Source organism: Gammaproteobacteria bacterium (assembly GCA_029882975.1).
Taxonomy (GTDB): domain Bacteria; phylum Pseudomonadota; class Gammaproteobacteria; order SZUA-152; family SZUA-152; genus JAJDNG01.
Map to the genome: position 1 here is coordinate 14,984 of JAOUJW010000050.1, position 13,243 is coordinate 28,226.

Genomic DNA, 13,243 nt, shown 5'->3' on the forward strand with positions numbered 1-13,243 from the left:
AGAGAACGTTTTATGGCCTATAGGATCTATGTTTCGCCCTAACATTTCCCGCACCGAATAAAGCACACTCACCACTTCTGTAAAACCAACATCACCAACAACCAGTAAATCAACATCACTGACCGATGTGTAGTTCACGTTTAGTGTACTATAGATCACTATATATGAACTATCAGACCTTGCCGCAATTATCAGACAGCTACTTAAAGTTGGATAAAATTAGTTGGTTAGGGCACTTTGTCTTCATAACACGTATTGCTGAAATTAACGCCCTTCCTTTCTTGGCTTTTCTAAAACAACTCCACCAAATCACCGGAATCGAAATGAAGGCCAGCATAACATCCATCGGCAGAGGAGTCCTTGGCAAGGGCATCAACAATATGGTCTGACAAGCTCTGTTCGCTAGAAGACAAATCCAGACCACACTGCGATAAGATGAAGGTCAACTCGGGAGGGCCCAGCTTGAACGTAAGGGGAACCAACTGCAGAAACTGATCGGGGCTTGCGACCACATAGGCTTTACCCCTGGGAAAAGCAATATGACGCAACTGCTCTCCTGTAGCCTTGTGATACCCTTCTACCATTTCCAGTTCTGCTTTATCGTAAGCTAATGGTGTAGGTATGAAAAAGAATAACATGGGCTCGTCGGAAATACGCTCCCCCCTTGCGGAGCGCAACGCCTCCAAAATGAGAGTTGCAACACGACGCTCATCGTCATAAGAAAAATTTTCTTCCCAGGAAATGGTTGGAATATTAGAAGACACTACCATCCTTGTTTTGCTCCATGTGCCAATAATTTTAACAACCCTTTCAATATTTCTTTTACATTCCCTTCGTGTTCAACACTCTTTCTACACCTACGATCCTACCATTGACGAGCAACTTGCCACCGTGGATTACAAACCTGAGTATGGACTAGAAATACGTACCAGAGAGCAATACTTTCCAATATAAGCCAATCTGAATACTAGAAAGTATTGCTCTCTGGCTCGCCGGAGGAAGAACACAATAAACGATAACAAAGGAGAAAACTTACTTGTAATGAAACGACTATCGGTATTTTGGCGCAACCCCGGAGCCAGATTAGCTCAAAACTAATGTTCTACCCAAAAAGAACTAAAACTAATCATTTTATCTGCAATCTCATCAACACTTTTTTTCTTAAAATTGTAAACGCCCATGCCATAGACTTCCCCTCTTTTTAGAGAAAAGCTATGTGGCTGCACAAATAATGTATCGATAGATACTTCATAAAAAGCTGGGCTTGCTGCACTCATCCCCTCTAAGGGCGCGCTGCTTGTTAAATCAATGTCTGTCAACGCCCAAGCTTTGGTGTTTGTGTTCAGACAAACAAACTGTTTTCTTCTAGACAACCACACATCTGGGTGACAATCAGTGATAGTTTTCACCTTATATTGTCCTGTCCCAAGATCCACAAACCACACCTCATCTTCTGCGCCTTTAAAGGCTATGGTTTTCTCATCAATAGTCCAACGTTTTTGCGGCTCTAGACCAGAATGTAGCTTCCAATTTGTTTTTATAATTTTTCCACTCTCCAGTCTCGCGGATACCAAACTATAACCTTCTGATGTTGCATCTACATATACCAGATTTACGCCATCGCCAGTATAAATTACTTGAGGCCATTGACCATTGCCGATTTTGGTTTTCCGCGAAGAACCAATATCCAAAACATAAAGAGCATATTCTTTAAATTCATGCCCGACACTTAAGGAAACAATCATGTTAGTTTTAGTATAGGAACTCATACCATAGATATGCTCAAAAGAACCCAATTTGTACACTGTGTCTATTTTCAAGTTGGACAATTGGATTTTTTGAATCCCTGGGTGGTTCTCAAAAATGACAGCACCACCAATACTCGATGGGTTATTGTCGATTTGGCCGCAGGACGGTAGAACAAAAGTTGGAATAATTGCCAAAAGGCATTGAATGGTTCTATTTAACATCAGCTCGAAATTTCAAAGCACCTTGTTTTATAATCATATCCCGCACAGCCTGAGAAAAAAACTGGCAATTTCGTTGAACGAAATCATACTTGCTTGGGTCGTCAAATCGAGAATCTTTACCCATACTTTCCAACAGCGCGTGAGCATCAACCGTATCGTTCAGGACCATGACCTTTTTGTGCAATTTATATTCCTTCACCAGAAAATAGTTGTCCAGCTTGGGATCTTGTGCGAACCCCATACCCCCATGAAATCCTCTAAATATTAGCTTATTGTTGTAAAGAGCAACCACTTCTTCATGCAAAGCCAAACCATTGCCTTTCTTGAAATATGCTTTATCACCGATTTGCGCCATATATTTACCCGCAGGGAAATTTAATGGCCGATAAATGAACGCAACAACAACTTTACCAGCTCCCGATAATTTAGGTAGTAATTGAATTTTATCAGAAAATCCACCGATTGCGTCATCATACAAATCTTCACTGCTAACTATTAGACCAAGCTCCCTACCCAGCATTATCGGAGCCGGTGGTTGGAAAAAGTCCCAAAACCCCATAAATACCTTCCCCTAATGTCACCGCAAAATAAACTCGAAATTTACCAGGTTATTTGTCCCTGAGTCTATTAGTAAGACTGGTAATATTACCGGTATGCGACTCGTCTAATACCCGACCTCTTTTCTCTGACCCGAATTTTTTGTTTACCCATTCCCTCTTATACTACTCATTCCCATACTTTGACCGAATCAGTAGAATGTTGTTTATTATATACATGGCGCAAACCATGACTATCGCTGCGCATACAATAGACAAAGCGGTCTCAAATATCATCTCTTGCCCAAATGACTTTAACTTTACAACCAAAATAGTAATAGCAGCCAACGGTAACACAACAATACTAAAAACCATTTCAAGCCACCAATACTTTCCCAAAACTAGAGGTAACCAAGGGAACTCTCGAAAACTTGATTGGTTACCCTCAACCAAACGCAACAAGTGTTTGGAATGCTGCAACAAATAGTAGAGCAATACCATTAGAATTAGCGGCGCAGCATAGACAACCAAGACACCAGGGACAGATGTACCTAAAATAGTTACGGATCTCTTGGACGGACTTCCTTTTTCTATTTCCGCTTTAATTCTCTTTTGCAATAACCCAATAGGTTCCTGTTTGTGTCCGTCTGGTGGATTTGGCAGAACAGAAAGCCACTCTATATCGCCATCTTTATTAACACTGAACAGCTCGCTCTCGGAATAATGATTTTTAAGCCAGTTTATAAATGAAGTATCAGGCACCTCTTCCATAACCGACGAAATTGGGGCATTAAAAACTGGCGCTGCTTCAAACGGCCCTTTTCTCACCAACTCGAAATATAGATGTACGACCGGTGCATCTGGTAAAAATGACTCCCCCGCTGTTTGCAGCATATCTATACCTAGCTTTACGGACGATACCTTTGTCCCTGCTTTTGCGTTTTCATTAAAAAACTGCTCCAAATCCGGCAATATACTCTCTATCTTCGGTATAACAACTTGCACATTTTTTCCAACTTGTAACGCAGAACTAATAGCATTTAAACTCGTCAAGTTTGTGCTATTTATGCCAGCCAACACTGTATCTTCTACTAAGATACGACCAACATGTACTGGGGTAAGAAATTTTTCAGAAATATGATTCGTATGGAACACCATCCATTGGTGTTTCTTAAAGAATTGTTCCAACTGATCGTGCTGACTCTTGAGCTTAGGCTCAGCATAGGCAACGGCACTGTCAATCGCAAACTCTTTATACTTCAGCAAATTGACTTGTCTTAGTTTGTCAATTTTGTCCTTTATTACCACCAAATTCTGGGGAAGGTTCAATGATAGAGAGAAAATAATACTCACCAAGCTAACCGATATGATTAACCGGTGAAAGTTTCGGTTAGATTTGAGTGCGTCTTCGACAAACGATGAACCCACCATAGCACTCCTATAATTTCACCAACACGTTACCTGCTCACAATTTACTCTAGCTAGAGGAAGCGTTTCCCAGTTTCTCATAGCTAGTCATTGGGGGCGATAAAATATATTGGTTTCAATGGCAACAAATTCCTTTTGTCCTTTTCAAGATTATCATTGTACTCAATCCAAAGGTCGATAAGCCTTTGTTTATCAATCAGCGTAATTTTTCTGGTCTCTTGGGATCGCGCGATATTTTCCGCTTCCTTTGTAAAACCTCCAGTGGTTACAAAAATTCCTACGTCGTCATTGTTTATTAGAGCCAAAAACGCCCTCATCTCTTCCACTGGAATGTTATCTTTGCGTCTTTTTACTTGCACTTTAATCCTTGGCGGTACAGTTCCCAACGGATCATTAAACGCCAATATATCAATACCCCCATCTTTCCCTGGTGGCGATACCCATGATACGTGGTACCCCATCGCCTCTAGAAGAGCCGCCACCAAATCTTGCAGATCATATGGATCAATCTCTACCAAGTAGGCACTGATCTCGTTTATGGCCTGTTCTTCCGCTTCTTCAAAAGTGATCTTGGCTTCCAACTCTTTATCAGCTGATTCTTCTACATTCTCAACATCACTTTGAGATTTTTTCCATTTTCTGTATAACCTGGACGCCTCGCGATAAAAATCTTCTGAATTGGGAATATTTTTCAAGGCTTCTGCACCGGCCTCGCTAATTGACCATATCCCTTTGACTTTTCGCATCCACCCTGCTTTTGCAGCGTCGACAGTAGCAAAACGTACAATCTTTCCGAAGCGACTGCCCCCTCCTTCGTACTCTCCAGCTTCGTGCTCTGTTAATTCAACCCTGTTTTGCAACTCTTGCAACGCATCCTTCGCTTGAAGACCATCGGGGTATTCCAATAGTATTTTGAAAAGTTGTTGCAACAAATACCCGGTGCGCTCTCTTGTAATACCCTTACTCATACTCTCCCCCTTCCGCTCTTTACACGAAATCGAATCCGCGCTCGCTAGTATTCCCAATCCTCATGAGCCAATAGCTCACTTTTCAACACACCCTAGCTTTGCCGCCGCTGCGGTAGAAACTTGTCCATCAACTTACTGAATCGACCGTTATGACTTCTTTCATACAGGTGTACCAGCTCGTGCACCACAATATACTCCAAACATTCAGGCGATTTCTTGGCTAGCTCTAAATTCAACCAAACACGAGACTCATTGATGTTGCAACTGCCCCATTTGGCCTTCATCTTCTTGATACCCCAGGCTTTTACCCGCACTCCAAACCATTTTCAACTGTTGTCACACCAGCCGCAAAAACTGCTCATATCGTCTCTGCAGCAATAGTTCATTCGGTTGAAGCGTTTTCTTCTTTGGAATGTTTATTTTCTGACCATGCATTTCTTTCAAGCCATGCAGCAGCATAGGCCCGTCTTCTTCCTCCAAAATATCACGCCGGACTTCAACTACACAATCAGGTGTTATTCCAATAAAATGCCGATCAAACGCAGCGTGGTGCAATTTACATAACGACAGTCCGTTAGCCACAACAGGATCACCATCGGGTTCACCGTCCGGAATGATATGGGCAGCATCAAGCAGTTCCACATGACGCAACCGGCAAAGCGCACATTGCTCCCGATAGGCTTCCAACACCCTTTCCCTAAACGCCCGCTGATGCACTCGCTGGCGAACAGTTGAAGTTATATATGAACGACGTAAATCTTCCCTTTCATCCATCACTCGGTTTTCCGCGCTCAAGTTGGCAGTGGGATACAATAGTCTTTTGCTGTCGTCTACTTGGACTGTAAAAGTCAAGGCGTGCGGATTATCCCCCACAATATAAACCGGCCAGATTGCCAGGTATTTTGACTTAACCACTTGATAAAAATAGATCAAAGGTACTTTCTGTTGCATCAGTTGGCGCAGACCGCGATTGTCTCTGTGCTGCGGGTCCGAACCGCGATATTTGTATTCAATCAATTCATCGGAATAGTACCCATCGTCGTATGGCCCGTTTGGGATAGTTGTTATGGAAATGGGTAAATCGATTGCAGCCGGTTTAAATATCCCCTGCGGGCCCAATAAAGGAATCCTCTTATCCTGATACCGAAACCCTTCTGCTAATATCGACCTCGGAAACACGTCACCGTGGAGTTGTGACTGCGATTCCAGCCACTCAAACGCGGCTTTCCGAACCAGGGCATCTGCCAGGCCCGGTATCGTCACGCCGACCCATTTCCATTAAGAATTTCCTCCACACTCCGAAACTCCTCCAACGCTGCTTCTAATTGCTCCACAATCTCCTGTGCCAGCACTTCCGGAGGCGGTAGATTTTCGGTATCTTCCAGAGATTCATCCTTTAACCAGAAGATATCCAGGTTGGTTTTATCGCGGGCGACAAGTTCATCGTAGGTAAAAGATTTCCAGCGATCGACTTTTTTGGATTCCCGACGTTTGCTGCGGTCATCGGCTTTGTAGCAGTCTATAAACTCATCGAAATCGCTTTTGACCAGTTTCTTGGTTTTCAGGGTCATGTGCACGTTGGTGCGAAAATCGTAGATCCAGAGTTTTTTGGTCCAGGCGGATTTTGAAGCAGGTTTGGCGTCGAAGAAGATGACGTTCGCCTTAACACCCTGGGCGTAGAAGATACCGGTGGGCAGGCGCAGCAGAGTGTGCAGATCGGTGCGTTCTAACAGGTTTTTGCGCACGGTTTCTCCGGCACCGCCTTCGAAGAGGACGTTGTCCGGCACCACCACGGCGGCTTTGCCGTCGATCTTGAGCATATTGGCGATGTGTTGCACGAAGTTGAGCTGTTTGTTGGAGGTGGTGGCCCAAAAGTCTTCGCGCTCATAGACCAGCTTTTCCTGTTCTTTTTTACCGGACTTTTCGTTGATGACGGTAATAGAGCTTTTTTTACCAAAGGGCGGATTGGCCAGGACCATATCGACACGGTCATCCCCCACTTCTTTGGCCAGGGCATCATTGGCGGTTATGGGGCAGGAGCCATCAGCCGATGAAGAGTCGCCTCCAATGCCGTGCAAAAATAAGTTCATAGCACATAAGCGCACCACGCTATCGACGATATCGTTACCGCGTAAGGCATTTTCTTTAAGATGACGTTGTTCTTTTTTGGAGCTGGCCTGTGGTGCCATGTAATCGTGGGCAGCCAATAAAAAGCCGCCGGTCCCACAGGCGGGATCGGCCACGGTGTCGGTGGGTTTTGGCTGCATCACCTCCACCATCGCCTGGATTAACGGGCGCGGGGTAAAGTATTGCCCGGCGCCGCCTTTTACATCCTGCGCATTGCGTTCCAACAAGCCTTCGTAGATGTCGCCTTTCACATCCGCTGGCAAGGTGGACCACTGCTCCTTGTCGATCATCTTGATCAAGCGTTCCAGCTTGGCGGGGTCCTGGATTTTGTTTTGCGCCTTGCGGAAGATGGTACCTAACATGCCGCCCTGTTTTCCCAGGTTTTCCAGGGTATGGCGGTATTGCAGTTCTAAATCATCGCCATCGAGTTTTACTAACTTGGCCCAGGCGTATTTGTTCGGAACCTGCACTTGCTGACCGCCTTTTTCCCGCTCATCAGCCATTTTGAGGAAGATTAAATAAGTAATCTGTTCCACATAGTCACCGTATCCAACACCATCATCTCTGAGTACGTGCGCGTAATTCCAAACCTTATTAACAATCTCAGACGCACTCATGTGGAACCTCATTTATAGGTAATTGTGACGTAAATGGATGTACTAATGCCGCGGGAGGCACGAGCCCAGGGATGGGCGAAGGTAGAACCACGCAGGAGCAGTTGTCGAGGACGCCGGGAGCGGCTTCGAAATAATCTCCATAACCCACGCCATCGTCACGTAAGACGTGGGCGTAGTTCCAGACTTTGTTTACAATTTCAGATACGCTCAAAATAACCTCATAGTTTCAATAAGTTACAATTTTAAGTTTTTAAAATGATATGAAATTTAGCTTGATTTTTACCTACAAAATGCCGATATTACTAACACGACGGGTAAATCCTGATCTGCGCCAAGCATGTTCCCTTCCATCGGTTGGCAAGAGTGCTGGAGCCATCGGCATATCAGGGTCCGCTTGCTGTTGACCAATTGGGAAACCAGTATGAAAAAGAAATCATTGTTTGAATCAAACCCCTATTTACAGGATCCCAAGAAATATCGGGAATCATTAATCACTAGTGTTTCCAGTTCAACCGTTATCGAAACGGGCGCCAGCCTTACCCAAGTAAGGCAACAACTATCTGAAGTGTCGAGCAGCTATACTTCTCCTACAAAGCCTGAATCGAAGCCTCGATAATTTCATCAAATAACTGCTCCATGGGTTGATAGTCGCGCCCCAATCCAATTTGGACAGCGGTAAAATAATCTATTTTCTTTGGCCCGCGAATAATACTAAAGTCCAAAATTGGTAATCCTGCTTGCAACGCCATAATAATTGCCAATATGCGTGAGCATCTACCATTGCCTTCTCGAAACGGATGGATCAGAACTAGCTCAGTCACTCTCCAGGCCCTGGGTATAGGGCGACCTTTCGCTGACGATAAGAACAGCTCTATTATAAATCCCCGGCTCCGTACACTCGGCGAGAACAGGCTCTTTCAATAAACTCTCAGGGTTAATATCCTCTACCCAGAGCCATTCTTCGCGCAGCGCCCGTAGTCGTTGGGCTAATTCATCCAGATCGGGATTAACATCGGCACTGCGTATTCCCAATTCTTCTTCCAGCAGAATCAGCTCGTTCATTACCGCTTCTCGTTCGGAGTTGGAATACTGCTTCAATACCGACATATTGATGATAGGCGCGCCCACATCAATCACAGGCGTGTCACTGATGGACTGACCCAACTCCACCGGGAAAAGTAAAATAGGCTCTACAACGAATCCCTCCCAACTGCTTCTGGAGGATTTGATTTTTTTTAAATTGGTAGGATACCCAAAATGCATGGTTAGACGCCCGCGCTCACCTCTTACTTTTTTGAACAAGGCACTGGCATTGGGCAATTCGAATAATGTGTCACTACTGGTTGATAAGGTTTCCAGCTCCACATAATCCGACGGACCGTATTTATTAAAAGCAAAAGCGCTGATCCCGCCTTCGTCATCCCGCCCCATACACGCCAAATAATACTGGCACAGTTTGGCCAACGGCGTATCGGCTCGCTTTTCTAATTTTTCTTCTTTGGATGCCTTGGGCCTGTCGTCATTTGGCCACCAGCGGTAGGACTTGTCTTGATAAAATTTACCTTTTAATGAGCCATACAAGACGCTGTTTACTTCCTTTTTATCCAGCCCGAGATCACGCGCAATGTCCCGGGCTAGTTGACCGGATTTGGTGTTAAGTACCGAAGCTATGTTTTGTGCGATTTCTTGTTTTGTCATTGACTGTATTAACACCAATGCGTTGAATTCAATCCCTGTGAAAATAAACGTTAATAGTTCGGTAGTTTATACTCCAACTTTGGTTTCCTGCTAATTTTTATGTTGTACCAGAGGCTTTCCCCTACCGATTTATTTCTTAAACCGGTACGAATTATTGACCGCTGGAAGTTCCTCCAGCCAGTTTTGCATTGCAAATAGCATAGAGTATTGTGAAGCAATTGATTTGACCCCATACTCCTTTGATCAAGCGTTCCAGCTTGGCAGGGTCCTGGATTTTGTTTTGCGCCTTGCGGAATATGGTACCTAACATGCCGCCTTGTTTTCCCAGGTTTTCCAGAGTATGGAGGTATTGCAGTTCCAAATCATCACCATCGAGCTTGACCAATTTTGACCAGGCGTATTTATTCGGTACCTGCACTTGCTGACCGGCCTTGTCCCGCTCATCGGCCATTTTGAGGAAGATTAAATACGTAATCTGTTCGACATAATCCCCATATCCCACGCCATCGTCGCGCAAGACGTGGGCGTAGTTCCAAACTTTGTTTACTATTTCTGATGCGCTCATAAAAACCTAAATTGCTACTTTATCTGATACTTCTGTAAAAGGAATATCACCTTTTTGCATATCGTTTCTTATTTGTAATATTTCTTTTGCTGTTGGCAAACCAACTACATTCAATTTACATTTAATAGATAGTCTATCTAACAATCGATTGATCTCTTGAATTATATGTTCGCGAAGAATTGCTTGCGCATATCTAAAACTAAGCATCTTATAAAATGAATAATACTCAGTACATTTATCCTGCGACCAATCTCTTCTATTCCATCCCCATTTTTGAGTTACTCTATTGAAATATATTTCACTGTTTCTTACATATTTCAGAAAATCATAATATTTAGTTGTAATTCCTTGTTCTAAATCTTGTCTATAAAATTCTGGGCCTAGATGACTATACTTACCCAGTCTTTTTATAACTCTTTTATATCCACTCGTGCCTCCTAACTCACGTGGAATATTTACCTTCCAGATTCTTTCCCTGCTAACCAGAGTGTACTTTCTTTTCCACAAACCCCAGTCTCCTGGAGGAATAATTTGCAAGAACCATATAAAGATTTTAAATAAATATTTTGATGTAAAACCGTGAATGTATATCTGTTCATTATCCGTTATGATTTCATAAACCGCCTGACCTTCCCATGCTAAATGTCTTGCTATGTTATCAATTGCATCGCAAACCATTGCCTCAGTATCGTGCCTATCGTATTCGCCAAGTTCACCAATTATTTCTTTTGCTTTTTCACAATCTGGCTCTTCACCCTTAAGTTCGACCGCAAAATCTTCCTGCCTCTCTGTTCGACCACCTATTGGCATTATTGCTAGATGAACGTCTTCCGTGAACATATGGACATCTGGATCAATATCATATCCTTTAGATAAGCTCGGGAAATGAGAAGCCACAGATGGTTCGACATTCCGATGTGCTCTACGCCTTCTCACTCTGGGCCCTCCTCAGAATGGACTTCTTCTACATTTCTTGCTTCACGATCTAGTGATTCTTGCAAGTCACGTCTTTTCCACCCAAAATCTAATTGATCAGCGCCATCTTTAATCCGCAGATAAAATGTTATAAAAATATCAATTCCGTCATGAAAACTTCCGTACGGCTCTCGGGAAAATATTCTTATTAAAGGACTATCATGATCAACAACAGTATGTGACGCTATATGATGTCTTGAATAGACTTCGTGCCGTGGCACATTAGACAATTGCCTGCTAACTCTCATTTTCCAATTCGTACGCAGAACTCCCCTATGTGGAATCTCAAAAGCACCTTCCGTAAAAGCAATAACTCCGGCTAGCAGTGGTAATGGTGAGTCTTCACCTCTATCGGCAAAATACTTATCCCACGCATCAACAACTATCTGCCATATTTGATCGTTGCCATAATAATCCGCCATTAAGCGTGCATATCCAGAAAGCTCCATTAAATCAAGCAATGGTGCCGCAGCTATTTTGAAATCTTGCTGAGCGCGCCAATCCATTGATGCTGCTTTTGGGCGTAAATTATCGAAACGCATTATGCAGCCATATAAGTAAGTTACAAATACCTTACTAAGTAAATCTGTATTGTTTGTTAGTAACGCTTCAAGCGAGACCTCGCCTGACGTATGTAAAAATTGACCAGCATAATCCGGGAAGCCTTCAGGCCGGTCCAGAAAGGCAAGCATCAAGTTTTGAGCAGACATTAATTTTAGTAATTCTGATTGTCTATTCTTACTTGCCACTTTGAGTTTTTCAGATTCAAATTCAGACCAAGGTAAGCCTTCTATTTTCTTTCCATCGCTTAAGTTTGACCATTTGTTTGGCCATATTTCCATTTGATGGTCTACTTTATGCCAAAATTCCCACTCTCTACTTATAACAGCACCGACCAACCAAGGATGTTTAGCATTGGTTGTTTTACTAATCCATGCCTCATACAATTTTGAACCCTTTGTGACCAAGCTATTGGTATTCTCAGCAAAAGAATCTCCTTCAATTTGTAGTAACAATTCTTTCTGATACCATATCGGAGTAACTTTTTTTCCTTCTGCAGAAACTTCAAAACTTAGCCTTGGTTTAAACCACTCTAATCTTGGCAAACAATAGGAAGGAAAATCATGTTTATATAAATCAACATCATTGTTCCAAGTTATTTTAGACAGCTGCCTTTCAACCTTTACAGAATCTAGTTCTTCTATGTGTTCTCGGCATGCCAATGCAATCGTTATAGGCATCGATGCTAGTCGTTCAATAATTGCCAATTTTTCTAGGATCTCGTTAGCAACAATCTCTTTTTCCGATACAGGGGAAATGACCTCTAAAACACTCTCACTCAATTCTTCTAAGATATTTAATGCACGTTCGGTTTTTCCACTTCTTGCTAGCAATTTTAAATAAGCATCGATATATCCTGCCAACTCTAATATTTCATTGTACCTGTCTTCTTTTAAATTAATTTCCAAACATTCTCTAATTATTGGTAAAACCCTCGCTTCTACCCACTCTTTGTCATTTGTTACATCAGGCTGCAAAGTAGTCCCTGTCTGATGTGCGACGGATACCCGTGTATCTTCAGTTCTATACCAATCTCTATGCACATATTTTTGTTCATACCACTGGCTATCTGAGGGTATATTTCTCTTTGCTCTTTCATAGAACAACAGGAATGAAATAAGATTTTCCGAGAGAGAAATGAATGGCGCACCACGCAAGTGCACTTCTTTCTTTGTAATATCTGAAAGGGTCTCTAACGTATCCAGGCTAGATGACGCCAATTTATTAGCATGTCTTTGAAAAGCCGCATCATTCCAACGATAACCACCCGCATTAACCATTTTTATAAACTGTCGCAACTGACCAAACAAATGGTGACTTAGTGCTGTCGGATCGAACAAATAGAAAACACGTTGACCTAATTTAACAAAAGCTATAATACCCACCCCAGCCGCAACTAGCATTACTGGAATGGCTAGGTATATACGATCAAAACCTAGCACACGAAACGATACTAATGATATTCCTAAGAATGTAATGAAGGACAAAAAGTGCATGTATACGTTACCGATTCGCTCCTGTGCAAGAAGGTCGCGTATGTTGTTTGGTACTTTTGCATATATAGAACCAGCTATTGTACTGATTGCAGCATAATACAAACCTATAAACACACCACCGATCCCACTGATAGTAACTAAAAATGTTACATAATCACTATCCTCCGGTATTTTTAGAGTTATAGTCAAATCTGGTGTACGCGACCATGATCAGGCAGCGCTCCTTTGACGTTTAACTGTTTGTTTCTTTACTCCATCTACAAATCTTACATCGTTAATCACTTCGGCTAAAAGTGAAAACC

11 protein-coding genes and 2 pseudogenes are annotated in these 13,243 nt (G+C 42.8%); all 13 read right to left on the bottom strand.

Going from position 1 to position 13,243, the window contains the following annotated elements; genetic code table 11:
* Positions 1 to 290: 290 nt before the first annotated feature.
* Positions 291 to 770 (bottom strand): hypothetical protein, encoded by a 480-nt coding sequence (locus OEY58_22155; GenBank protein ID MDH5328159.1) that lies wholly within the window; start codon positions 768 to 770, stop codon positions 291 to 293.
* Between the two features lie 324 nt (positions 771 to 1,094).
* Positions 1,095 to 1,970 carry a hypothetical protein gene (locus OEY58_22160; protein ID MDH5328160.1) on the bottom strand — a complete coding sequence of 292 codons (876 nt, stop codon included), beginning with the start codon at positions 1,968 to 1,970 and terminating at the stop codon, positions 1,095 to 1,097.
* Complete coding sequence (locus OEY58_22165) at positions 1,960 to 2,529, bottom strand: hypothetical protein (GenBank protein ID MDH5328161.1); 570 nt, start codon at positions 2,527 to 2,529, stop codon at positions 1,960 to 1,962. The genes OEY58_22160 and OEY58_22165 overlap by 11 nt, the downstream gene beginning before the upstream one ends.
* Before the next feature lie 163 nt (positions 2,530 to 2,692).
* Positions 2,693 to 3,937 (bottom strand): hypothetical protein, encoded by a 1,245-nt coding sequence (locus tag OEY58_22170; protein ID MDH5328162.1) that lies wholly within the window; start codon positions 3,935 to 3,937, stop codon positions 2,693 to 2,695.
* An 80-nt stretch (positions 3,938 to 4,017) separates the two neighbouring features.
* Positions 4,018 to 4,902: an Mrr restriction system protein gene (locus tag OEY58_22175; protein MDH5328163.1), complete on the bottom strand. Its 885-nt coding sequence runs from the start codon at positions 4,900 to 4,902 to the stop codon at positions 4,018 to 4,020.
* A gap of 92 nt (positions 4,903 to 4,994) precedes the next feature.
* Positions 4,995 to 5,216: pseudogene (locus OEY58_22180) on the bottom strand (M48 family metallopeptidase).
* A gap of 22 nt (positions 5,217 to 5,238) precedes the next feature.
* A complete protein-coding gene (locus OEY58_22185) occupies positions 5,239 to 6,165 on the bottom strand; it encodes an HNH endonuclease (GenBank protein ID MDH5328164.1) in 927 nt (308 codons plus the stop codon).
* A complete protein-coding gene (locus tag OEY58_22190) occupies positions 6,162 to 7,646 on the bottom strand; it encodes a type I restriction-modification system subunit M (GenBank protein ID MDH5328165.1) in 1,485 nt (494 codons plus the stop codon). The genes OEY58_22185 and OEY58_22190 overlap by 4 nt, the downstream gene beginning before the upstream one ends.
* Before the next feature lie 587 nt (positions 7,647 to 8,233).
* The gene (locus OEY58_22195; GenBank protein ID MDH5328166.1) at positions 8,234 to 8,467 is read right to left on the bottom strand and encodes a Fic family protein; all 234 of its coding nucleotides are present in this window, start codon (positions 8,465 to 8,467) and stop codon (positions 8,234 to 8,236) included.
* Positions 8,460 to 9,344 carry a hypothetical protein gene (locus OEY58_22200; GenBank protein ID MDH5328167.1) on the bottom strand — a complete coding sequence of 295 codons (885 nt, stop codon included), beginning with the start codon at positions 9,342 to 9,344 and terminating at the stop codon, positions 8,460 to 8,462. Before OEY58_22200 ends, OEY58_22195 begins: the two co-directional genes overlap by 8 nt.
* Positions 9,345 to 9,585: 241 nt before the next feature.
* Positions 9,586 to 9,909, bottom strand: a pseudogene (locus tag OEY58_22205) (type I restriction-modification system subunit M N-terminal domain-containing protein).
* Positions 9,910 to 9,915: 6 nt separating this feature from the next.
* The gene (locus OEY58_22210; GenBank protein MDH5328168.1) at positions 9,916 to 10,806 is read right to left on the bottom strand and encodes a hypothetical protein; all 891 of its coding nucleotides are present in this window, start codon (positions 10,804 to 10,806) and stop codon (positions 9,916 to 9,918) included.
* Positions 10,807 to 10,841: 35 nt separating this feature from the next.
* Positions 10,842 to 13,130: a hypothetical protein gene (locus OEY58_22215; GenBank protein MDH5328169.1), complete on the bottom strand. Its 2,289-nt coding sequence runs from the start codon at positions 13,128 to 13,130 to the stop codon at positions 10,842 to 10,844.
* Between the last annotated feature and the right edge of the window lie 113 nt (positions 13,131 to 13,243).

What these genes read in the sequence shown, in the direction of transcription:
- OEY58_22200 (MDH5328167.1), bottom strand. Translation starts at nt 9,344, where the DNA reads ATGACAAAACAAGAAATCGCACAAAACATAGCTTCGGTACTTAACACC.
- OEY58_22190 (MDH5328165.1), bottom strand. Translation starts at nt 7,646, where the DNA reads ATGAGTGCGTCTGAGATTGTTAATAAGGTTTGGAATTACGCGCACGTA.
- OEY58_22175 (MDH5328163.1), bottom strand. Translation starts at nt 4,902, where the DNA reads ATGAGTAAGGGTATTACAAGAGAGCGCACCGGGTATTTGTTGCAACAA.
- OEY58_22155 (MDH5328159.1), bottom strand. Translation starts at nt 770, where the DNA reads ATGGTAGTGTCTTCTAATATTCCAACCATTTCCTGGGAAGAAAATTTT.
- OEY58_22170 (MDH5328162.1), bottom strand. Translation starts at nt 3,937, where the DNA reads ATGGTGGGTTCATCGTTTGTCGAAGACGCACTCAAATCTAACCGAAAC.
- OEY58_22160 (MDH5328160.1), bottom strand. Translation starts at nt 1,970, where the DNA reads ATGTTAAATAGAACCATTCAATGCCTTTTGGCAATTATTCCAACTTTT.
- OEY58_22165 (MDH5328161.1), bottom strand. Translation starts at nt 2,529, where the DNA reads ATGGGGTTTTGGGACTTTTTCCAACCACCGGCTCCGATAATGCTGGGT.